Raw genomic sequence first — 22,803 nt, 5'->3', positions numbered from 1 at the left:
CCTAGCTCAAGTGGACGTCGGACAGGGACGGTTGGGAGAGAGACGGCACGGACTCCGCAGCGGCGGACCGGGACGGGACGGCGGCCTCGCGGACGAACGCCGCCGCGCGCTCGCCGATCATCACGGCGGGCGCGTGTGTATTGCCCGCGGTGATCGACGGCATCACCGACGCGTCCGCGATCCGCAGCCCCGCGATGCCGTGCACGCGCAGCTCCGGGTCCGTGACGGCGTCCGCGCCCGTGCCCATCCGGCAGGTGCCGGCCGGGTGCCACAGAGTGGTCGCGTTCGCGGCGACGTACCCGCGCAGCTCCTCGGGTCCGGTGATGTCCTTGCCGGGGCCCAACTCGTCGCCGCGGAACGGGTCGAAGGCCCGGGTGGCCGCCAACTCGCGGGCCAGCTGGACGCCGTGGACGAGAACGTCGAGGTCGGCGGTGGAGGTGAGGTAGCCGGCGCTGACGACGGCGTTGGACTCCGGGCTGCTGTCGCGCAGCCGTATCCGGCCCCGGCTCTGGGGGCGCAGCGCGATCGGCGCGAAGGTGAAACCGGGCCCTTCCCACAGGTCGGCGGGGGCGTCGGCCGGCAGGAACTTGATGGGACCGAACGTGAACTGGAGGTCGGGGGAGTCCTCCGGGCCCGCCTCGCGGGTGTGGGTGAACAGCCCCGCCTCGGACAGCAGCGCCCCGTCCGGGTGCTCCTGGAGCGACTGGTAGCAGATCGGCACGAACAGGTGGTCCTGGAGTCCGGCGCCGACGCCCGGCAGGTCCTGGACGCAGCGGACGCCGTGCTCCCGCAGGTGCGCGGCCGGGCCGATCCCGGACAGCATGAGCAGCTTCGGCGTCTCGAACGCCCCGGCGGACACGATGACTTCACCCTCGGCGCGCAACTGGCGCCGGGTGCCGTCCTGGACGTACTCGATGCCCGTGACCCGCGCCCCGTCCAGCAGCAGCCGGGTGACCAGGGTGTCGGTGAGTACGGTCAGGTTGGAGCGGTCCAAGGCCGGGCGGAGATAGGCGTCGGCGGTGCTGCACCGGTGGCCCGCGTCGTCGCGGAACGTCTGGTACAGGAAGCCGAAACCCTCCTGCCGGGCCCCGTTGTAGTCGCCGTCGGTGTCCGCGGCGTACCCGAGTTCACCGGCGCCCGCCACGAACGCCCGCGCGATCGGGGCGGGTCGGTCGAGCTGCCGCACCCGGACGGGACCGCCCGCGCCGCGGAACTCGTCGGCGCCGCCCGAGTAGTCCTCGGCCTTGCGGAAGAACGGCAGGACGTCGTCGTAGGACCATCCCGTGGCGCCCTCGGCGACCCAGCGGGTGTAGTCGTGGCGGCTGCCGCGCACCCACATCAGGGCGTTGACGGAACTGCACCCGCCGACGACCTTGCCACGGGCCACGGGGACACGGCGGCCCTCCATGCCCGCCTCGGACTCGGTGACGTAGCCCCAGTCGATCTCGCTCCGCCACTCGGCGGTGAGCAGCGAGAGGACCGAGGCCGCGTCGGCCCGGTGGATCTCGGGGCGCTCGTCCCAGCCGCCCGCCTCCAGCAGGACCACGCTCACGGACGGGTCCTCGCTCAGCCGGGCCGCGACCGCACAGCCGGCCGAGCCGGCGCCGACGACGATGTAATCGGCCCCGAGGGGCACCGACTTCGACGGCATGACAGCCTCCAAAAGGTGTCGGGGATCAGATGGCGGCCGGCTCGCCGACCCGGTAGTCGACGATCAGCGGACGGGCACCCGGCGTGGAACGTTCCAACTGCCACTTCTGGTTGATCCGGAAGGACGAAACAACGCCGTCGGCCGACGACTTGGCGGTCCACACCACCCGGACGTCGAGGTCGATACGGGTGCCGTCCTCGTGGGGGGTGAGCTCCTCGACGGTGTGGCTCTGGTCGCTGAACGCCACGCCCACGGCCGCGTACCAGTCCACGAAGTCCGCGTGGCTGTACAGGGTCCGCTCCGGGAAGGCCATCACCAGGCCCTCGTCGGCGACGAAGGGCAGCAGCTCCTCGACCGGCGCGTGCTCGCTCAGCAGGTCGAACCAGCGCTGCACGAACTCGGCGATCTCCCGGTCGGAGCCGGTCTGTTCGCTCGGCATGAAAGTCTCCGCTCATCGGGGTTCCGCTCCCGGGGGCCGGAAGCGACGCACGTCCGATGACCCCACAACCGCGCCCGCCCCGGCCGCTCGCGCACGGGGACCGGTCGCACTGTGCGAAGTCGCCGCCGGAGCTGCGGCAACTCCCGGCGGACGCCCGCGAGTTCACCGGTCGAAGATCGATGGCCAGGACATGCCGTAGTGCGTTCGGCCACTTGAGGATGTGCCGCGACCCGGGCCCCGCCGCCGACCGGCGCGAACGACATCGACGTACACAGGAATCCGCCAGTCGGCACCGTCCCGCCGAACGGGAGGAACCCCATGAGCAAGCGCATTCTGGTCGTCCTGTCCGAATACGGTTACTGGGGTGAGGAGTTGATCGGCCCCCTGGAGACCTTCGACCAGGCCGGCTACCACCTCACCTTCGCCACCGCGACCGGCAAGCGCCCGCACGCGCTGCCGCCGAGCATGGACCCCGAGTACGTCGACCCGCCGCTCGGCCGCTCCGTCACCACGCCCGAGATAGCGGACAAGGTACGGAAGGTCGAGGCCTCGGACCGGCTCGACAACCCCCTCGACCTGTCGTCCTGGCTGCCCGACCGGCCCTACCGGTCCAAGCCGTACTTCCTGCGTGACTGGGAGGCCTACAACACCCGTCTGGAGCAGGTGCGTTCACAGATCGCCGACCGCTACGACGCGCTGCTGATCGTCGGCGGCAGCGGACCGATCGTCGACCTCGCCAACAACTGGCGGGTCCACGACCTGATCCTCGCCTTCCACGCACTGGACCGGCCGATCGCCGCCGAGTGCTACGGCGTCGCCTGCCTCGCCTTCGCCCGCGACCAGGAGACCCGCCAGTCCCTCATCCGCGGCAAGCACGTCACCGGCCACTGCATCGAGTACGACTACAAGGACGGCACCGGCTTCCTCGGCACCGACTTCGTGATGGGGCCGCCCCCGTACCCGCTGGAGTTCATCCTGCGCGACGCCACCGCACCCGGCGGCGCCTACCACGGGAACTTCGGGAAGACGACCTCCGTCATCGTCGACTACCCGTTCATCACGGGCCGTTCGACGCCCGACTCCTACCTGACCGGACAGAAGACCGTCGAGGTCCTCGAAGAGGGCCTGCGGCAGTGGGGGTTCACGGCGACCGCCTGAGGCCGCCCGACGCCCTTTGCTCCGACGAGAGGTGAGCACGATGGACAGCAGGCCCGCGCGGATCGCGCTGCTCGAACAACTGCAGGCCGAAGGGGTCCGGTTCATGTTCGGCAACCCCGGCACGGTCGAGCAGGGGTTCCTCGACGAACTGCGCTCCTTCCCCTCGATCCAGTACATCCTGGCCCTCCAGGAGTGCACGGCCGTCGGCATGGCGGACGGCTACGCACGCGCCACCCGCACCCCGGCGGTCCTGCAACTCCACTCCGGAGTCGGGCTCGGCAACGGCATCGGCATGCTCTACCAGGCGATGCGCGGCCACGCCCCGATCGTCACCCTGGTCGGCGAGTCCGGACTGCGCTACGACAGCATGGACGCGCAGATGGCCGCCGACCTGGTCGGCATGGCCAGGCCGGTGACCAAGTGGGCCACCCGCGTGGTCGATCCCGACTCCACGCTGCGGGTGCTGCGCCGCGCCTTCAAGGTCGCCGCGACCCCGCCGTACGGTCCGGTGCTGGTCGTGCTGCCCGCCGACGTCATGGACCACGAGACCGCCGAACCGGTGGCGCCCGTGTCCTACCCGGAGACCCGCAGCCTGCCGGCCCCGGACACCGTGGCGAAGGCCGTGGCCCTGCTCGCCGACGCCCGCAAACCGCTCGTCATCGCCGGTGACGGTATCCACTTCGCGGGCGCCCAGGCCGAGTTGGGGCGGCTGGCCGAGGTGTGGGGCGCCGACGTGTACGGCGCGGACTGGGCCGAGGTCAACCTCTCCGTCGAACACCCCGCCTACGCGGGCCAGTTGGGCCACATGTTCGGCGAGCAGAGCCGGAAGATCACCGGCGCCGCCGACGGTGTCCTCATCGTGGGCACCTACGCGCTGCCCGAGGTGTACCCGGCGCTCGACGGCGTCTTCGGGGCCGGTGTCCCGGTCGTCCACATCGACCTCGACTCCGGCGCGATCGCCAAGAACCACCCCGTCGACCTCGGCATCGTCGCCGACCCGAAGGCCACCCTGGGCCTCCTCGCGGACGCGCTGGGCCGGGCGATGGGCCTCGGGCGGCGGACGGCGGCGGTCGAGCGGCTGCGCCGGCACGCCGCGCAGCGCTCGGCCGCGCTCGCCAAGGCGGACGAGCGGGCCGAGGCCGCGGCCGAGGCGGCGGAGCTGCCCACGATCGCCCTCGCCCAGGAGTTCGCCCGCCGGCTGCCGTCGGACGCGATCCTCTTCGACGAGGCGCTGACGGCGTCCCCGGCGCTCTTCCGCCGGCTCCCGCCGACCGTGCCGGGCCAGTGGATGCAGACCCGCGGCGGCTCCCTCGGCGTCGGCATCCCCGGCGCGCTGGGCGCCCAACTCGCCCACCCCGAACGCACGGTGGTCGGCTTCACCGGCGACGGCGGCAGCATGTACACCTTCCAGGCCCTGTGGACGGCGGCCCGCTACGGCCTCCCCACCAAGTTCGTCATCTGCAACAACGGCAGCTACAAGCTCCTTGAGGACAACATCGAGGAGTACTGGCGGGACCAGCACATCCCCGCCCACGAACAGCCCGAGATCTTCGACCTGAGCAGCCCGGCCGTCGACTTCGTCTCCCTCGCCGGCTCGCTCGGCGTGGCCGCCCTACGGGTCGAGAAGCCCGGGCAGGCGGAGGAGGCGGTCGCGCAGGCGCTCGCGCATCGCGGGCCGTTCCTCATCGACCTGGTCACCGCGAAGGGGAAGGGGTAGCCGCCGTGCGACTGTCCGGTCACAAGATCGCCGTCCTGATGGAGAGCGACTTCTACGAGCCCGAGATCCTCTACTACCGCTACCGCTTCCCCGAGGAGGGAGCCGAGGTCCACTTCCTGTCCCGGCTGTGGGGCAACGAGCAGATGACCTTCCAGGGCCATGAGCACCGCATGCCCTTCGAGGTCACCGAGTCCTTCGAGGACCTCGACGAGTTCGCGCTGAAGGAGTACTCCGCGGTCATCGTCCCCTCCGGGATGGTCGCCGACCGGCTGCGCTTCACCGAGGACCCCCAACTGCTGCCGCCCGCCTCGCAGTTCCTGCGCCGCGCGTTCGCCGACCCGGCGATCCTCAAGGGCATCATCTGCCACGGCATGTGGCTGGCAGCGCCCGTACAGGGACTGATGCAGGGCAGGCGCGCGGTGGTGCACAACAACCTGCTGGGCGATCTGCGGAACATGGGCGGCGAGTACGTCGACCAGGACGTCGTCATCCACGACGACCTGGTCACCGGCCGCACCGGCAACCACTGCCACCTCTTCGCACGGACCATCATCGACCTGCTCGCAGCCCGGACGCCGGCCCCGACCGGGCTCCGCTGACGGGATCCGAGCGGGGAGGAGCCGACCATGACACCGGTGACCGGGCGCATCCCCGTCCTCGACGTCCGACCACGGGTGCGGGACGGGGAGTTGCCCGCCAAGGCCGTGACGGGAGAACACCTCGACATCACGGCCACCGTCTTCCGCGAGGGCCACGGTGCCGTCGCCGCGGACGTCGTCCTGCACGACCCCGCGGGGCGCCCCGCCCACCGGGTCCCGATGACCCTCGTCGACGAGGACGCCGACCGCTGGCAGGCGACCGTGGTGCCCGACACGGAGGGTTCCTGGACCTTCCGTGTCGAGGCCTGGGCCGACCCGCTGGAGAGCTGGCGGCACGACGCCACGCTGAAGATCGAGGCGGACGTAGACACCGAACTCACCCTTGCCGAGGGCGCGTTGCTGCACGAACGGGCGGCGCTCGGCATCACCTCATCGGACCGCCGGGAGGCGGTCGCCGCAGCCGTGGCCGCGCTCCGCGACACCCTGGGCCCCCCTCCGGCCCGGCTGTCCGCCGTCACCACCCCCCGGGTGACGGCCGCCCTGGGGCGCTACGCGCTGCGTGACCTCGTCACCGCCTCCCGGCCCCTGCCGCTGCGCGTCGAACGGCGGCGCGCCCTCGTCGGCTCCTGGTACGAGCTGTTCCCGCGCTCCGAGGGAGCGGTGGTCCAGGCGGGCAGCCGCCCGGTCGGCGGCACACTGCGGAGTGCCGCCGAGCGGCTGCCCGCCGTCGCCGCTATGGGCTTCGACGTCGTCTACCTCCCACCCGTCCACCCCATCGGCACCACCCACCGCAAGGGCGCGAACAACACCCTCCACGCCGGCCCCGACGACGTCGGCTCGCCCTGGGCCATCGGCTCCCGGCACGGCGGCCACGACGCGATCCACCCCGGCCTCGGCACCGAGGACGACTTCCGTCACTTCGTGTCCACGGCAAGGGAGTCGGGCCTCGAAGTCGCCCTGGACCTCGCTCTCCAGTGCTCGCCGGACCACCCCTGGCTCACCGAGCACCCCGAGTGGTTCCACCACCGCGCCGACGGTTCCATCGCCTACGCCGAGAACCCGCCCAAGACGTACGAGGACATCCACCAACTCGACTTCGACGGCGACCCGGAGGGCCTGTACGCCGAGGCGCTGCGGATCGTGCGGCACTGGATGAACCTGGGCGTGCGGATCTTCCGCGTGGACAACCCGCACACCAAACCGGTGCGGTTCTGGGAGTGGCTGATCGCGGAGGTGAACGCCACCGACCCCGATGTGCTGTTCCTGGCCGAGGCGTTCACCCGACGCGCGATGGTGCACGCGCTGGCGCAGGCCGGCTTCCAGCAGTCGTACACCTACTTCACCTGGAAGAACACCAAGGAGGAGCTGACCGACTACCTGCCCGAACTCGCCCAGGACAGCGCCGGGTTCCTGCGGCCCAACCTGTTCGTGAACACCCCCGACATCCTGCACGCCTACCTCCAGCACGGCGGCAGACCCGCCTTCGAGGCCCGGGCCGTGCTCGCCGCGACCGCCGCGCCGAGCTGGGGTGTCTACGCCGGCTACGAACTCTGCGAGAACACCCCGCTGGCGGAGGGCGCCGAGGACTACCTCGCCTCGGAGAAGTACCAACTCCGGCCCCGGGACTGGGCACTCGCGGAGACCGAGGGACGCACCATCACCCCCCTGATCACGCTCCTCAACCGGCTCCGCCGACTGCACCCGGCCCTCCAGGAGTTGCGCAACCTGCGCCTCCAGAGCACCGACTCCGACCAGATCCTCGCCTACACCAAGAGCGTCGAACTGCCGGACAGAGGTACCGACTTGGTGCTCGTCATCGTCAACCTCGACCCGCACCACGCCCACGAGGCCACCGTCACCTGCGACCCTGCCGCCCTCGGCCTGCCCGCCGACGGCACGCTCAAGCTGCGCGACGAACTCACCGGCGAGACCTACGCCTGGGGCGAGTCCACCTACGTACGCCTCGATCCGGCCCACCAGGTCGCGCACGTGCTCACACCCGCGGAGGGATCATGAGCGACGGCATCCTCGAACCCCTGCTCCCGGCCATCGGACCCTGGCTGGAGGGACGCCGCTGGTTCGACGCCCGCTTCACCGGGGCCCGCCTGGAAGCCCGCGCGGCCTCCGTCCTCGGCGACGAGCCGCCCCTGCTGCTGCACGCCGTGGTCTCGGCCCACCGCCCCGACGGACAGACCCTGCACTACCAACTCCTCCTCGGCCTGCGGCCCGAGCTCCCCACCCGCCTCGAACCCGCCGCGATCACCACCGTCCCGGCCGGCCCCTGGCAGGGCTGGCGGGTCTACGACGCGCTCGCCGACGGTGCCCTCCTCGGACTGCTGCTGCGCACCCTGGCGGGCGGCGGCGCGGGCCCCGGCCCCCGCCTGGAACGCACCGGCCGCTACCCGCTCCCCGTCGGCCTCGTGCCCCACCCGCTCGACGTCGAGATGAGCAACACGGCCGTGGCGTACGGCGGCCAGATCCTCCTCAAGATCTTCCGCCGCCCCGAACCCGGCCCGCACACCGAGGTCGAGGCCCTGCACGCCCTCACCCGCGAACACTGCGCCCGCACCCCCCGCCTCTACGGCGCCCTGCACAGCGACGCCCCCGGCGCCGAGGGCCTGGTGCTCGGCCTCGTCGAGGAGTTCCTGCCCGACGCCCGGGACGGCTGGGAGGAGGCGGTACGGCACGCGAGCGACTGCATGGACGACGCGCGCCGCGGCGTACCGGCGAGCGGCGGATTCACCCCGCACGCCCGCAGCCTGGGCCGGGCTGTCGCCGAGGTGCACGGCGCCCTGGACAAGGCCTTCGGCCGCAGCCGGCTCACCGCCCAGGACGTGGCCGAGGAGGCGGCGGGGATGAACATGCGGCTCAAGGAGGCCGCCGAGGAGATCCCCGCGCTCGCCCGCTACACCACCCGGATCGGCGCCCTCTTCGACGACTACGCCCGGGTCGCCGGGCGCGGCAACCCCGTCTTCGCCCAGCGCACCCACGGCGACCTGCACCTGGGCCAGGCGCTGCGCACCGCCGACGGCTGGCGCATCGTCGACTTCGAGGGCGAACCGGCCCGCACCGCAGCCGAACGCGCCCTCCCGCAACCGGTGTTGCGGGACGTCGCCGGCATGCTGCGCTCCTTCGACTACGCGGCCCGCACCGGCCTCGCCGCCCTGGAGTCCGCCGATCCCGAGGACGGCTCACCCGCAGGGCGGCTGCGCCGGCGACGGCGGGCGTCCGCGTGGGCGGTGCGCAACCGGCGCGCGTTCATCGAGGGCTACGCGTCGGCCGGCCGCGAGGACCCGCACTGCCGGCCCGTGGTGCTGCGTGCCTTCGAGGCGGACAAGGCCGTCTACGAGGCCCTGTACGAATCCCGGCTCCGCCCCGACCGGCTGCCGATCCCGCTCGCGGCGGTGCACCGGCTGGCGAACACCTCCCGCTGACGGCCCCTGGCGCCGGTAATTCCCGTGCGTCGACCGGGAATTGAGTACCCGGGCCGCATTCGGAATTCCCGGCGGAGGTGCGCGGCGGGAATTCCCGCGACGGAAAAGGGAGCGCCGTCCGGGCGGCCTTGTGCGTGCCAACGGCGGGGTAATTCGGCGGGGTTCGACGGCTCGCCGCCGGGCACCCGCCACCACCCCGACCGGAGACACGACGAACCCCCCGGCCCGGACACACTTCCAGGCGAGGGGTTCGGAGGGCTCGGATCCGGCCGGAAACGGAACCGGGCGGCCTGCTCCGCCGGTCTGTTCGACGTCGAATGGTCCATGCCTTTACCAGGGGCGACAGCCAAAGGTCCACGCCTTTGCGCGGGACTGCCCGCGAGGTGAACTCCACCTGGAAGGTAGGGAACTCGGTCGGATTCGGTCGGATTCGGGAAAACGGCCGGGAGCTCAGGAACGGTGGTGCTCGGTGAAGATCTGGCTGTGGTCGCGGTGCGGTGCCATGCCGGCCGCCGACAGTGCCCGGTCGTACGCCTTGAGGGCCTCGGCGGTGTTGCCCTGGCGCTTCCACAAGTCGCCCAGGTAACGCCAGTTGAGGGCCACCTGGTGGGACGGGCGGAACTGGCGCAACTGCCGGGTGGCGGCCTGGAGATACTGCGCGGCCTGGTCGAAGTTGCCGCGCATCAGCTGGATCTCGGCAAGGGTGCCCCGGGCGCCGACGGCCTGGATGCGGGACTCGGTGCCGGTCAGTCCGAGAGCGCGCTCGGCGTGCGCCGCGGCCTCGTCCCACTGCCCGAGCATCGCGTCCGCGTCGGCGAGCCCGATCTCGCACTGGGCCAGCTCCGGCGCGTTGCCCACCTCGGCCAGCAGTTGCTGCGCCTCCTCCAACAGCTGCTTGCCGCGCGCCGGTTCGGGCTCGTCGACCTGGAGGAGCAGTGAGCCGTAGTTCATCTTGAGCATGGCGAGGTGGCGCAGGTTGTCGTCCTCGGACATCAGCGCGAGCGCCCGCTCCACCAGGGCCATGGCCTCGTTCAGCTGGCCGCGGGAGCGGGCCACCAGACCCGCGTTCCAGTACACGGCGCCCCGCGCGGCCCGGGCGCCCTGCTTCTCGGCGGCGTCGAGCAGCTTGCCGCCCATCAGCTGGGCCCGGGTCAGGTCACCGCGCATGTGGTACGACGCCATGAGCGTGGCGCCGAGCTGGACGTGGTCGACCGTCACGTCCAGGCCGAGGGCGTCCAGCCGGGACATGGCCCGCTCGCCGATCTCGATGCTGAGCGTGATGTCGCCGGCGTCGCGGTAGCAGCGGCACAGGGCGACCGCCGTCTGGCACCACTCGGTGGAACCCGGGGCCAGGTCGGGGTCGCGGTAGAGCTCTTCCAGGACGGCGATGGCGGCCTCGGTGCGGTCGAGCTTCTCCAGCGCGGAGGCCTGGCCCATGCGGGCGCGCCGGGTCATGGAGACGTCCAGCAGGCTGGGCCTGGTGAGGAGTTCGCTGAGGGTTTGCAGGGCCTCGCCGTTGCTGCCGTTGCGCAAAGCCATCTCGCCGAAGGCCAGCCGCAGCCGTGCCTCTTCCAGCTCGTGGTCGTCCCGGCCGCTGCGCAGGTACTCCGCGGAGCAGCCGAGGCGCTCCGCGAGCGTGGCGAGCACCGACTCCGAGGGGGCGCGCTTGCCGGATTCGATCAAGGAGATGTAGCTCGCCGATATCTCGCTGGACGCCAGATCCTGCTGCTTGAGGCCACGTTTGCCGCGCAGTAGCCGGATGCGCTCGCCCAGCCCTGTCGTCGTCGTGTTTTCGAGGGGGTCCATGTGGGCTCCTTGGAGGTGGCTATGACCACCGGGATGACAGATCAACGTTACCAGTAAGTCGCCGACGATCCAACGGAGTTGGCATGATCGATTCGCTGGCGCGAAGTAGTCTGGACAGGCATTTTTTGAATTGATGCCAATTCAGATTTCATATGGGTAAGGGCATTCCGCTTTTCGAGATCGTCTTTTGCTAGATTAATACTTGACCGATTGAGTAAGTTCTTGTTGACTCATCTTGTCAAAGCGTCATCCGTAAATGCTCGGAGAGGAGATTTTCATGAGCATCAAAGTATTCACGCTCATAGCAATCGTCGTCTTCGTCGGTGGACTTGTGACGAGCGGACTCTGGTTGAACGGATCGGGTGCCACCACCCATCCCCTGCGCGAAGGCATCGCACAGTCCAGCGGCGCGAGCGGTGCCTGCTGCTGAGGCGACCGCCCGTACGGACAACGGCACTTCAGGCTCAGTGGACCGGTGGACGGTCCGGCGGCTGGTTCCACGGCCGGCCGGACGTCCCCCGGTCCGTCCGTATGTGCTGCCAGGGCATTCCACCGTGCGGGAAATGACAGGCCACGGTGTGCGTGCCGGCGACGGTGACCTGAGCGGCCCGCGGGATCTCGGTCTCACACCGCGTACGCCGCCCCGGCGTGAGCAGCGCGGCGACCGGACAACGGGCCAGGAACCGGCACCCCGCCGTGACCGGCACACCGGACGGGGGGTCGCCGGGCAGCACGATCCGGCGCCGGGTGCGTTCGGCTACCGGGTCCGGCAGCGGGACGGCCGACAGGAGGGCCCGCGCGTAGGGATGCCGGGGCGCGTCGAACACCTCGGCCACGGGCCCCGTCTCCACGGTCCGCCCCGCGTACATCACCGACACCCGGTCCGCGATCTGCCGCACCACCGCGAGGTCGTGCGACACCAGCAGATAGGCGGGCCCCAACTCCCGCTTGAGCCGCAGCAGCAGATCCAGGATCTGGGCCTGCACGGACACGTCCAGCGCGGACACCGGTTCGTCGAGCAGCAGCAACGCGGGCTCGACGGCGAGGGCCCGCGCGATGGCGACCCGCTGCCGCTGCCCCCCGGAGAACTGATGCGGATACCGCTCCGCGTCTCCCGCCTCCAGCCCCACCTGCCCGAGCAACCGCGGAACCCGCGCCGCTACGACGTCCCGCGGCACCCGCCGCGCGTACAGCGGCTCGGCAACGATGTCACCCACCGGCATCCGCGGATCGAGACTCGACATGGGATCCTGCGGCACGATCTGCACGGCCCCGCGCAGCAACCGTGCCGTACGCCGGGTCAGCCGCGCGACATCCTGCCCGAGGATCTCCACGGTGCCGGTCTCCGGTGCCGTGAGCGACACGATCTCCATGAGCACCGTGGACTTCCCGGCCCCGGACTCCCCGACGAGCGCGAGGGTCTCACCGCGGCGTACCTCCAGGTCGACCTCCTCCACGGCGACGACCGCCCGCTCGCGACGGCGCCGGCCGCTGGGCGGGACGTAGGACTTGGCCAGACCGCTGACGCGTAGGACGAGTTCGGGGGCGGGCGAGGCCGACGGGGGCAGGGCGGGAGTGGGGCGCGGGGGAGCCGGGACGGATGGAGTGGGGCGCGCCCATGACCCCGGGGTTCCGTGGCGGGGTCTGGGCGGTGCGGTGCGTTCCCCCGACCGTCTCTCGCCCGGCATGTCCCCTCCCGGTACACCTTCTCCCGCCTCCCCGCCCGGCGGAAACAGTTCCACCGCCGTCCGCTGCGACACCAACCGGACCCGGCGGCAAGCCGCTTCGTGGGCGTCGAGGCCCGCGAGGCCGGCCCTGGACGGGCTGTCCACACCGAGGAGCTGGATGTCCGACGTGACGCAGTCCGGCTCCGCGAGGGGGCAGCGTGGGGCGAAGGCGCAGCCGTTGCCCACGGCGCCCGGGGCGGGGGCCGTGCCCGGGATCGGGGTGAGGGGGGATCGGGCGTCGGCGCGTGGTACCGAGCCGACCAGGCCGAGGGTGTACGGCATCCGGGGGCGGGTGAGGACCGCCTCGGCCGGGCCCGTCTCCACGATGCGGCCCGCGTACAGGACGGCGACCCGGTCCGCCGTGCCCGCGACCACTCCCAGGTCGTGGGTGACCAGGAGCAGGGCCGCGCCCGTCTCGCGCCGGGCGGCGGCCAGTGCCTCCAACACCTGTGCCTGGACGGTGACATCGAGCGCGCTGGTGGGCTCGTCCGCGACCAGGACGTCGGGGTTGTTGGCCATCGCCATGGCGATCATCGCCCGCTGACGCATCCCGCCGGAGAGCTGGTGCGGGTAGGCGCGCGCCGCCCATGCCGGCCGTGGCACCCCCACGAAGTCCAGCAGCTCCACCGCCCGGCGCCGCGCCGACTCCCTTTGCGGGCGCGGGTGTTGGTGGATGCGCAGCGCCTCCGCGATCTGGTCGCCGACCCGCTGCACCGGGGTGAACGCGTGCAGCGGGTCCTGGAAGACCATCGCGATACGGCGGCCGCGGATCCGCGCCAACTCCCTTGCCGGGAGGTCCAGTAGCTCCTCGCCCAGTAGTCGTACCGAGCCGCCGACCTGAGCGCCCGGCGGTGCGAGGCCCATCAGGGCCAGCGCCGTGAGTGTCTTGCCGGTGCCCGACTCGCCCACCAGGCCCAGGACTTCACCGCGCCGGAGGGTGAGGTCGACACCGCGCACCACGGGCAGCGGTGGACGCCGCTCCACACCGACGGCGACGGTCAGGCCACGGACCTCCAGGACGGTGGTCAACTGGACATCCCTGCCAGGGGGGTTCGGGACGGGCGGCTCGTGGAGTCCGCCGTCGTCGGGTCCAGCGCGTCCCGCAGGGCGCCGCCCACCAGGTTGACCGCCAGCACGAACGCGATCAACAGGCCCGTGGGGAAGAAGAACATCCACGGATACACCAGCGCCACGTCCGTCGCGTCCGCGATCAGTGTGCCGAGGGAGACGTCCGGCGGCTGGACGCCCAGGCCGAAGTACGACAGACCGGTCTCGCTGATCACCGCCCCGCCCACGGCGATCGTCGCGTCCGTGATCAGGAACGACGCCGTGTGCGGCAGCACATGCCGCCAGATGATCCGCAGGGAGGAGACACCCATCAGCCGTGCCACCACCACGAACTGACGCTCCTTCAGGGACAGCGTCATGCCGCGCACCGCCCGCGCCGTGACCATCCACCCCAGCAGGGCCAGCAGCCCGACCAGCGCGATCCAGCCCCGGTCGCGCAGCTTCGGCGCGACCACCACCAGCACGAGCAGGCCGGGCAGGACGAGCATGAGGTCCACGACGAACATCAGCACCCGGTCCGTCCAGCCGCCGAAGTAGCCGGCGCAGGCACCCACCGCCGCCGCCAGCACCGTGGAGAACAGGGCGACCAACAGCCCGATCAGCAGCGACTTCTGCAGCCCCCGCACCACCTGGGCGAACACGTCCTGCCCGATCCGGTTCGTGCCCATCCAGTGCCGCGCGTCCGGCGGCTGCCGCAGCGCCGTGTAGTCGACGTCCGTGTGCGTCCACGGGCTGACGAACGGTCCCACGAAGGCCAGCGTGAAGAGCAGCAGGAGAACCGCGAGGCCGCACAGCGCCCCCGGCCGCCGCACCATCCGCCGCAGCACCGCCCGCCCTCGGCCTCCCCGACCGCCGACGCCCGTCACGGCTGCCGTACGCGGGGATCGAGGAGCGCGTGCGCGACATCGGCCAGCAGCCCGGCGAGCAGGACGACGGCCGCGGCGAACAGGTCGACCGCCACCACCGAGTTGACGTCGCCCTTCTGTACCGAGTCGACGAGCCAACTGCCCATCCCGGGCCAGCCGAAGACCTCCTCGGTGAAGACGGCCCCGGTGAACAGGGTCAGCATCCCGAAGGAGAAGAACACCGACACCGGGACGAGCGAGATCCGCAGCCCGTGGCGCAGCAGTGCCCGCCCCGGGGTGAGCCCCTTGGCCTGCGCGGTGCGCAGATGGTCGGCGCCGAGCACGTCGAGGGTCGCGGCGCGCTGGTAGCGGCTGTACGAGGCGATCGCGGGGATCGCCACACAGATCGCCGGGAGGAGCAAGTGGGCGGCGGTGTCCTGGAGTTGGACGGTCCAGTCGCCCCGCAGTCCCGGGGTGTGCTCGCCGGTGTAGAGGATGACCGTGCTGCCGGCGGCCCGGTTGACCGCCAGCGCCCCGGTCTTCAGCAGCAGCGCCAACACGAACGTGGGCACGCACAGCGCCGCGAACGAGAACACCGTCAGCGCCCGGTCGCCCGTACCGCCGCGCCGTACCGCCGCCCACACCCCGGCCAGCACCCCGACCGCCGTGCCGGCCACGGTGCCCACCAGCAACAGCCGCACGGACACACCGACCCTGCGGCCGAACTCGGCGTTCACGGACTCGCCGTCGATGGTCCGGCCGAGGTCGCCGTGGACGGCCCGGCCCGCCCAGTGCGCGAAGCGTTCCGGCAGCGGGGCGCGGTCGTCCATGCCCAGCCGGGACAGCTCACTGTCGACGACCCGGCTGGGCGGGGGCGGCTGTCGGCCCTCGAAGTAGGCGCGCGGATCGAGCGCGGTCGAGGCGAGGGCGTAGGTGAGGACGACGGAGGAGAGGAAGAGGATCGTGCAGTGGACCAGGCGCCTGAGGATCAGGGAGAGCATGGAACTCGTTCCGCTTCATGTGGGTGACACATCGTGATGTTAAGCTCCGGCTCCGCAATTCGCGGGACAGTTCGGGCAGTTGACGGTTCGTCCGCGCTGGGAGGGCCGTGGGGTGGAGCGATTACGGGTCTGGTCCGCGTGGGCGGTGGCCTGCGCACTCACCCTCCTCGTGGCGGGCTGTTCCGGCTCCCCGGACCCGGACCGGCGCCCGGCACTGCCGACCTACGGCACGTACGACATCAACGCGCAGCCCACCAAGGCCCTTCGCCAGGGCGGGACGCTGACCCTGCCGATCGCGCAGATGATCACGCAGTTCAACTTCGACCACGTCGACGGCGCGTTGGACGACGTGTGGACCGTCGACAGCATGACCGAGCCCCGGCTCTTCGCCCGTGACGTCAAGGGCGTCCCGCACACGGTCCCCGAGTACCTCCTCTCCGCGTCCGTCACCGGCACCTCGCCCCAGGTCGTCACCTACCGGCTCAACCCGAAGGCCCGCTGGTCCGACGGAACGGCCCTGGGTTGGCGGGACTTCGCCGCCCAGTGGCACGCGCTCGACGGCTCCGACCCGCGCTACCTGATCGCCGACACCAGCGGCTACGACCGCATCGCGGACGTCCGCCAGGGCGCCGGCCCGCACGAGGTCCGCGTCACCTTCAAGCAGCCGTACGCCGACTGGCGCAGGCTGTTTACCCCGCTCTTCCCGGCCGCCGGCTATGACACCCCGCAGCGCTTCAACTCCGGCTGGCAGGGACAACTGCCCATCAGTGCGGGCCCGTTCAAGCTGGAATCGGTCGACAAGACGGCGCAGACCCTCAGCTTCGTGCCCGACCCCCGGTGGTGGGGCACCAAGCCCCGGCTCGACCGGATCGTCTTCCGCGTTCTCGACGCCGACGCGGCACTCCAGGCCTTCCTGAACGGCGAGGTCGACGCGGTCAACGCGGCCACCAGCGAGGCCTACGCCCAGCTGAAGAAGGCGCGCGACAGCGACCTCCGCATCGGCTCCGCCTGGGACGAGGTGCACATCACCCTCAACGGCGCGGGCGGTGCGCTGGCCGACCGGTCGGTGCGCAACGCGGTCCAACAGGCCGTCGACCGCACGGCGTTGGCCGATGTCGCGGCCGAGGGCCTCCCGGTGAAGGTGCCGCTGCTCGGCAACCACTTCTTCATGACCAACCAGCCCGGATACACCGACAACTCCCGCCCCTACGGCAGTTACGACCCCGAGGCCGCCGAACGCGCCCTGGACGCGGCGGGCTGGAAGAGCCCGGGCAGCGGAAGAACCCGGGTCAAGAACGGCCGTAGCCTCACCCTCCGCTTCGTGCTGAGCGACGGCACCAACCGGCTCGGCGAGGACCTCGCCCAGCTCGTCCAGCACATGCTCGCCCAGGTCGGTGTCAAGGTCGTCATCCAGCAGGTGCCCGCCTCCGCCTACGCACCGCAGTACCTGGAGAAGGGCAACTTCGACCTCGCCATCTTCCGCTTCACGGGCCTCACTTACCCCAGTTCCGCCTACGCCATCTACCGCCGCCCCGAGAAGGGGCAGGCCTTCCAGAACTACGGCGGGGTCGGCTCGGCGGAGGTGGACAAGCTCCTGGGCCAGGCCGTCGGCACCCTCGACGAACGGGCCGCCGAGCAGCTCTACGACCGGGCGGACGCCGAGATCTGGAAGCTCGGCCACGACATCGAGCTGTATCAGCGGCCTCAAGTCCTCGCCGTGCGCGAGGGGTTGGCGAACTACGGGGTGCCGGGCCTCGGCGACGTCGACTTCAGCCGGGTCGGCTGGCAGAAGTGAGCATGCGAAAGCCCCGTACGGACGGATCCGTACGGGGCCCTCGCGGCGCGCATGGTCAGGCACGTGCGCGGGTCAGCGCTCTCTCGTCGGCCTGCTGGCGCACCATGTCGTAGCCGAACGCGGCCGAGGCGAGCGTCACATGGTGGTGCCAGCCGCGGAAGGACCGGCCCTCGAAGTCGCCGAGCCCGAACTCCTCGTGCATCCGGCCCAGCGCCTGATCGGCGAACCTGCGCAGCTGCGCCAGCGGCACGATCTCCGCGAGACGGCGGGCCGGGAGGTTCGTCAGCCAGTAGGCGCGCGGCCGGGGGCGGCCGTAGGGCCAGTCCGCGAGGAGCAGGCGTGGCCGGGGTGCCGTGGCCGAGGCCGGGTCCGCGCGCAGCAGGACCGGGCCCGCCACGAACTCCGAGTGCCGCATGCGTTCGGTCACCGGGTCGTGCCAGGTCACCGAGGTGCGCTCACCGTGCCGGGCCGCGTACGCGGCGAGTTCGGCGAGCGTGCCGCGCATCCCGGGGGTGGTGGCCTGCCGCCGTGGCAGCAGCACCGGGGTGTGCGGTGCGGCCTGCACGAGATAGCCGAGGCCCCGCGCCTCCAGACCGCGCAGCAGCGGGTCGGGGTCGCTCTCGCAGCGCCAGTCGGCCAGCACCGGCAGCGGTTCCAGGGACCACTCGTCGAGCATCTCGTCGAGGGCCTCCAGGACATAGCTCCAGCGTGGCCGGCAGCGTTCCTGGACCGGTACATGGGCCTGGCCGCGCAGCCGTTCGTCGCGGTCCCAGCGGGCCGGCAGCATCAGCCGCCAGTTCACCGGGACCCCGCCGGCCTGCCCCACCAGCGAGGCGGCGAGGGCCAGTTGGCAGTTCACCGTCCGCTCCTGGGAGGCCGCGTACTGGCGGGCGACGCCCACCGAGCGGTCGCCGTTCTTGGCGAAGACGACCTCGTCGACGGACCAGGCCTCGGCACGCGAGGCCCGCACCACCTGCCGGGCGAGCCGCCCCCGTACGGGAGCGGACGCCCACGGACTCTGGTTCACGAACTGCTGGATCTGCTGCACGGCCCGCCTGCCGAGCACCTGCTCGGAGATCCGGGCGGGCGTCTTGCGTCCGGGTACGTCCAGCAGCCCGCGCACGTACACCTCGCCCCAGCGCCGCTGGTCGGCGCGGGTGAAGTCGCCGAACAGGTCACGGCAGTAGGCGGGGAGACCGGCGGAGGTGCCCGGCGGTGCCCCCGGGGTGCGCATCGGGGGTAATGGGAGGGTGAAGGTCGCGAGTTCAGTCATGGTTGCACTCGTCACCCCCAGCCAGCAGGAAGGCGTCCGTCGCGAGCAACGCGTCCGCCACGTCCGGCAGCGCACAGCCCACGATGACGAAGTCGACGTCCAGGCCCGCCTTGGTGCGCTGGAACAGCAGCTCGTTGATGGCGGGCCGGCACATGCCCCCGACCTCGCACAGATGGAACTCCACCCGGCGCGGGGTCGCCGCCATGACCTCGGCCAAAATCCGCCGGAACTTGCCCAGTTCGGCCGCGTCGATCACACCGTGGCAGCTGACGTGCGCGGTGCCGCCGTCGAACGAGGTGCGCATCCGCAGCCGCATCGTGGCCGGCTCCAGCTCGACGCGGACCCGGACCGGTTCGTCGCCGCGCGGCAGCCGGACGCTGAGGGCCTTGCCGTCGAAGTTCTGGTACGGCTGGTCGTCGATCCACACCCGGGTCAGCTCAACGGTGCCCGCGGGCAGCAGATCGGGCGCGACGCGCAGCACCCGGTCCGGGAGGTCCTCCGGGCGGGGCTTGAAGTGCAGGGTGATCGGGTCGTTGCTGAGCAGCAGCCCGGTGTAGCTGGCCGCGAGGTAGCACAGCTCCAGGGCGTGGTAGCCGGCCATGGCGTGGCTGCCCTTGAGCCGCTCGGTGCCGAGCAGGTACGGGATGCCGCTGGCGAGCACGTTGAAGTAGACGCCGCCGTCCTGGTAGTCGAGGAAGAAGGCGTTGTAGAACGCCGCCGCCTCCCGTCCCAGCCGCAGTTGCTCCGGGTCGCCGGTGGTGCCGGCCAGGATCAGATAGGCGAGGATCGCCTGCTCCTGCTGCCACCAGGCCTTGCGGTCGTGCCACACCATGCGGTGGATGCCGCTGTCCGGGTCGGGCTGCCGCTCGACGACGTCCAGCCAGCCGCCGCGCAGCCCGTCGCTGCCCACCGCCGGCATGATCTCGGCGATGCGCTCGGCGGTCGTGGCGTACTCGGGCTTGTCGAACAGGGCCTTGATGCGGGTCAGGTTCCAGGCGATCTTCAGGTTGTGGCCGACGACCGCCCGGTCCTGCTGCCAGCCCCAGGTCCGGTCCGGACTCCAGTCCGCGTGGAACCGCTCCTGCACGAAGGGGCTGTTCGGCTCGTCGGGGAACCGCTCCACGATGGTGTCCGCGGTCTCCTCCAGCAGGGCGGCGAAGTCCGAACGGCCCGTGGCGAGATAGGCGTTGATCAGGTACGCCGGTGCGTGGTCGCCGACCGAGTTCCAGTTCTTGCGGGACCTGTTGCGGCCGAGCGAGTCGGCGTTCGGGTCCAGGGTGATCGGGTCCAGGTGCGAGAAGAACCCGCCGCGCACCGGGTCGCGGAAGTACTTCTGGAACAGCGCGGACGTACGGTCGATGTCCTCCAGGATCCGCGGGTCGCCGGTGATGCGGAACGTCTGGGTGGGGCCGGCGAGCGCGTAGATCTGCTCGTACATCGGGATCGCGTCGAAGTCGTCGCCGAACTCCGAGGCGAAGACGGGGCGGTGGCCGGACGAGGTGATGTCGATGCCGTGGTACCAGTAGGTGATGCCGTCGGCCTGGTCATCCACCCGCATGTGTTCGCGCAGATACAGGGTGCCGGCCTCGGCCGCCTCCAGGAAGCGGTCCTTGCCGGTCAGCAGATACGCGGTGGACAGGCCGTAGACGAGCCGGGAGATGGTGTCCGTCTCCTGGCGCACGTCCGCGCCGGCGAAGTCCGGGAGGTGCGTGCCGCTGAGGGTGAGGTGGGTGCGGAACCTGCGCCAGTCGTACACCCCGTCGGGGAAGTGGCCGCGCAGGTAGAAGTCGGCGATGGCGGTGGCCTGTTGGACCCACCAGTTCGGGTGCTCGAAGACGTACTGGCCGCGGGTCTCCTCCGGGAAGGTGATCTCCTTGGCGTCGAACCGGGAGCCGCCCTCCCACTCGTAGAGGATGCCGTACGCGAAGACGAACCGGCCCTCGGCCAGCATGTCGACGGTGTCGGCGGTGGTGTCGCGGTAGTCGTCGCCGAGGTTGCGGACGATGCGGGAGACGGCGTTGGACGCCAGGTGGACGGTGAACTCCCGTTCGTCGGAGGTGCGCAGGCCGAAGCGGCGGCCGGTCGGGCTGTAGTACGTGATGTAGCCCGCGAGGGTGTCGGAGTGGATGCGGCGTTGGGCAGGGGTAGTCATCTCAGGTGCCCTTCTCGTCGGGCAGGGCCGCCAGCAGGACGACGCTGCGGCCCTGGGCGTGGTGGGTGGGACCGTCGACCAGCTCCTCTTCTCCGGGCGGCGGGATGTCGTCGGGGCCGGGGCGGGCCGTGTCGAGGACGCGGTGCCAGCGGTGACCGGGGATCTCGGGCAGCTCGAAGTCGAGGCCCAGGTGGTACATGTTGAGGATCAGGTGCAGGTCCGGGTCACCGTCGAAACCGCCGTACGTGCAGGCCAGCACCCGGGCGTTGGGGTCCTCCCAGCCGGGTTGGTCGAGCCGGGTGCCGTGCCACGTGATGTCGGGCAGGGAGCGGGAGTTGAGGCGTTCGGAGAAGAACTGCGGTTCGCGCAGGGTGCGGTGGCGCTTGCGGAGCCGGATGAGGCGCTGGGTGAAGCCGGTGGTCTCCTTCTCCTTCCTGGCCTGGTTCCAGTCGAGCCAGGAGACCGGACTGTCCTGGCAGTAGCCGTTGTTGTTGCCGCCCTGGCTGTTGCGGAACTCGTCGCCGGCCAGCAGCATCGGCACGCCGCGGCTGAGCATGAGCAGCGACAGCAGGTTCTTGATCTGCCGCGCCCGCAGGCACTCGACGTCGGCGTCGTCGGTGGGGCCCTCTACGCCGCAGTTCCAGCTGTAGTTCTCGTCGGCGCCGTCGGCGTTGGCCTCGCCGTTGGAGTGGTTGTGCTTGGAGTTGTAGCTGACCAGGTCGTTGAGGGTGAAGCCGTCGTGGCAGGTGATGAAGTTGATGCTGTTGGTGGGGAGTTCGCCCTGGGCCGCGAACAGGTCGGCGGAGCCGCCGAGCCGTGAGGCGACCTCGCCGACCATCCCCGCGTCACCGCGCACGAACCGCCGTACGTCGTCCCTGAATGGACCGTTCCACTGCGCCCAGCGCTTCCCCGGGAACCGGCCGACCTGGTAGAGGCCGCCGCCGTCCCACGGCTCCGCGATGATCTTCGTCTCGGCCAGCACCTGCGACAGCTCGATCGCCCACAGGGCCGGCGGCACCGCCATCTCGTAGCCCAGCGGGCCGCGCGAGAGTTCGGAGGCGAGGTCGAAGCGGAAGCCGTCGATGTGGTGCTCGGTCACCCAGTACTCGAGGCTCTCCACGATGAACTTGGTGACCATCGGATGGTTGGCGTTGACAGCGTTGCCGCAGCCCGTGAAGTCCATGTAGTGCGAGCGGTCCTGCGGCCACAGGTGGTAGTACGCCTCGTTGGCCGCGCCCCGGAAGCTGATGGTCGGCCCGAACTCGTTGCCCTCGCTGGTGTGGTTGAAGACCACGTCGAGGATGACCTCGATGCCCGCCTGGTGGAACGCCTTCACCATGTCGCGGAACTCGGTGATGTGCGTGGCGAGATGGGGGCTGGAGCAGTAGCCGGTGTGCGGGGCGAAGAAGCCGTAGGGGTCGTAGCCCCAGTAGTTGCGGCGCGGGGTGCCGTCCGGTCCGGTACGCAGGACCTGGGTCTCGTCGAAGTCGAAGACCGGCAGCAACTCCACGGCGGTGACGCCGAGTTCGCGCAGGTGCGGGATCTTGTCGATGACGGCGGAGAAGGTGCCAGGCCGCTCGGCGTCCGAGGACGGTGACGCGGTCAGACCGCGCACGTGCATCTCGTAGACGACGGTCTCCGCCATCGGCGTGCGCAGCGGGGTGTCGCCCTCCCAGTCGTAGTCGTCGAGGTCGACCACCAGACTGCGCATGCAGCTCTCGACGTTGTCGCCGGGGCCGATCGCGTGGGTGCGCTCCCAGCGGCCGTTGATGTTGGCGCGCGCGTACGGGTCGATCAGCACCTTGCGGTGGTCGAAGCGGGTGCCCAACTCGCCGTTGTCACGCGGTCCGTCGATACGGAAGGCGTAGACCTGGCCGGCGCCGATCCCGCTGACGTGACAGTGCCAGAAGTGGAAACTGCGGTGTCGGTCGGGCAGCAGCGTGATCGTGCGGTACGGCTGTGGGCTGTCGCAGTGCTCGAAGAGCAACAGGTCGACCCGGGTGGCGTGTTCGGAGAAGAGCGAGAAGTTGACACCGTCGGCGTCGACGGTGGGACCCAGCGGCTGTGGCCGCCCGGGGGTGACGTCGGAGGGGCGGCCACCTGGGGAGCCGGTGGCCTGGTCGGGGCGTAAGGTCATC

16 protein-coding genes are annotated in these 22,803 nt (G+C 71.1%); 7 read left to right on the top strand and 9 right to left on the bottom strand.

The annotated features are described in order from the left end of the window. Position 1 precedes the first annotated feature (1 nt). The gene (locus tag OG714_RS08015; protein WP_406119571.1) at positions 2-1,651 is read right to left on the bottom strand and encodes a GMC family oxidoreductase; all 1,650 of its coding nucleotides are present in this window, start codon (positions 1,649-1,651) and stop codon (positions 2-4) included. Between the two features lie 25 nt (positions 1,652-1,676). Further along, positions 1,677-2,090, bottom strand: a complete 414-nt coding sequence (locus OG714_RS08010) for a hypothetical protein (protein ID WP_406119570.1) — start codon at positions 2,088-2,090, stop codon at positions 1,677-1,679. A 318-nt stretch (positions 2,091-2,408) separates the two neighbouring features. Here OG714_RS08010 and OG714_RS08005 point away from each other — a divergent pair, with 318 nt between their 5' ends. From OG714_RS08005 to OG714_RS07985, 5 genes are read left to right on the top strand one after another with little or no spacing between them, the layout of a single operon-like run. Next, entirely contained in the window at positions 2,409-3,248 is an 840-nt protein-coding gene (locus OG714_RS08005) for a type 1 glutamine amidotransferase domain-containing protein (RefSeq protein WP_406119568.1), read from the top strand. A 40-nt stretch (positions 3,249-3,288) separates the two neighbouring features. After that, the gene (locus OG714_RS08000; RefSeq protein WP_406119566.1) at positions 3,289-4,965 is read left to right on the top strand and encodes a thiamine pyrophosphate-binding protein; all 1,677 of its coding nucleotides are present in this window, start codon (positions 3,289-3,291) and stop codon (positions 4,963-4,965) included. 5 nt (positions 4,966-4,970) lie between these two features. Next, positions 4,971-5,564 (top strand): DJ-1/PfpI family protein, encoded by a 594-nt coding sequence (locus tag OG714_RS07995; protein ID WP_266865035.1) that lies wholly within the window; start codon positions 4,971-4,973, stop codon positions 5,562-5,564. Between the two features lie 27 nt (positions 5,565-5,591). Continuing rightward, a complete protein-coding gene (locus OG714_RS07990; RefSeq protein WP_406119565.1) occupies positions 5,592-7,580 on the top strand; it encodes an alpha-1,4-glucan--maltose-1-phosphate maltosyltransferase in 1,989 nt (662 codons plus the stop codon). Further along, the gene (locus OG714_RS07985; RefSeq protein ID WP_406119563.1) at positions 7,577-8,998 is read left to right on the top strand and encodes a maltokinase N-terminal cap-like domain-containing protein; all 1,422 of its coding nucleotides are present in this window, start codon (positions 7,577-7,579) and stop codon (positions 8,996-8,998) included. The genes OG714_RS07990 and OG714_RS07985 overlap by 4 nt, the downstream gene beginning before the upstream one ends. 450 nt (positions 8,999-9,448) lie before the next feature. Here the strand turns inward: OG714_RS07985 and OG714_RS07980 are convergent, their stop codons facing one another. Further along, positions 9,449-10,804 carry a helix-turn-helix domain-containing protein gene (locus OG714_RS07980; RefSeq protein ID WP_406119562.1) on the bottom strand — a complete coding sequence of 452 codons (1,356 nt, stop codon included), beginning with the start codon at positions 10,802-10,804 and terminating at the stop codon, positions 9,449-9,451. Positions 10,805-11,081: 277 nt separating this feature from the next. Here OG714_RS07980 and OG714_RS07975 point away from each other — a divergent pair, with 277 nt between their 5' ends. Beyond that, positions 11,082-11,234, top strand: coding sequence for a hypothetical protein (locus OG714_RS07975; protein WP_158697264.1), 153 nt, complete (start codon positions 11,082-11,084; stop codon positions 11,232-11,234). A 34-nt stretch (positions 11,235-11,268) separates the two neighbouring features. Here the strand turns inward: OG714_RS07975 and OG714_RS07970 are convergent, their stop codons facing one another. Genes OG714_RS07970 through OG714_RS07960 form a run of 3 tightly spaced genes read right to left on the bottom strand, consistent with a single transcriptional unit; the run spans position 11,269 to position 15,445 of the window. After that, complete coding sequence (locus OG714_RS07970; RefSeq protein WP_406119561.1) at positions 11,269-13,560, bottom strand: dipeptide ABC transporter ATP-binding protein; 2,292 nt, start codon at positions 13,558-13,560, stop codon at positions 11,269-11,271. Next, positions 13,557-14,426, bottom strand: a complete 870-nt coding sequence (locus tag OG714_RS07965) for an ABC transporter permease (RefSeq protein ID WP_406119560.1) — start codon at positions 14,424-14,426, stop codon at positions 13,557-13,559. The genes OG714_RS07970 and OG714_RS07965 overlap by 4 nt, the downstream gene beginning before the upstream one ends. A gap of 35 nt (positions 14,427-14,461) precedes the next feature. Then, on the bottom strand, positions 14,462-15,445 hold the full coding sequence (locus OG714_RS07960) for an ABC transporter permease (RefSeq protein WP_406119558.1): 984 nt from the start codon (positions 15,443-15,445) through the stop codon (positions 14,462-14,464). A 145-nt stretch (positions 15,446-15,590) separates the two neighbouring features. Here OG714_RS07960 and OG714_RS07955 point away from each other — a divergent pair, with 145 nt between their 5' ends. Further along, complete coding sequence (locus OG714_RS07955) at positions 15,591-17,240, top strand: ABC transporter family substrate-binding protein (protein ID WP_406131753.1); 1,650 nt, start codon at positions 15,591-15,593, stop codon at positions 17,238-17,240. Between the two features lie 55 nt (positions 17,241-17,295). Here OG714_RS07955 and OG714_RS07950 read toward each other — a convergent pair whose 3' ends face one another. The 3 genes from OG714_RS07950 to glgX are packed head-to-tail and all read right to left on the bottom strand — an operon-like array spanning position 17,296 to position 22,802. Then, entirely contained in the window at positions 17,296-18,474 is a 1,179-nt protein-coding gene (locus OG714_RS07950; RefSeq protein ID WP_406119557.1) for an IS701 family transposase, read from the bottom strand. 31 nt (positions 18,475-18,505) lie between these two features. After that, positions 18,506-20,665 carry an AGE family epimerase/isomerase gene (locus OG714_RS07945; RefSeq protein WP_406119556.1) on the bottom strand — a complete coding sequence of 720 codons (2,160 nt, stop codon included), beginning with the start codon at positions 20,663-20,665 and terminating at the stop codon, positions 18,506-18,508. A 1-nt stretch (position 20,666) separates the two neighbouring features. Further along, complete coding sequence (gene glgX / locus OG714_RS07940; RefSeq protein WP_406119555.1) at positions 20,667-22,802, bottom strand: glycogen debranching protein GlgX; 2,136 nt, start codon at positions 22,800-22,802, stop codon at positions 20,667-20,669. Position 22,803: the final 1 nt, after the last annotated feature.

Source organism: Streptomyces sp. NBC_00989 (assembly GCF_045162655.1).
GTDB lineage: Bacteria > Actinomycetota > Actinomycetes > Streptomycetales > Streptomycetaceae > Streptomyces.
This window is presented reverse-complemented; position numbering and strand designations above follow the sequence as displayed.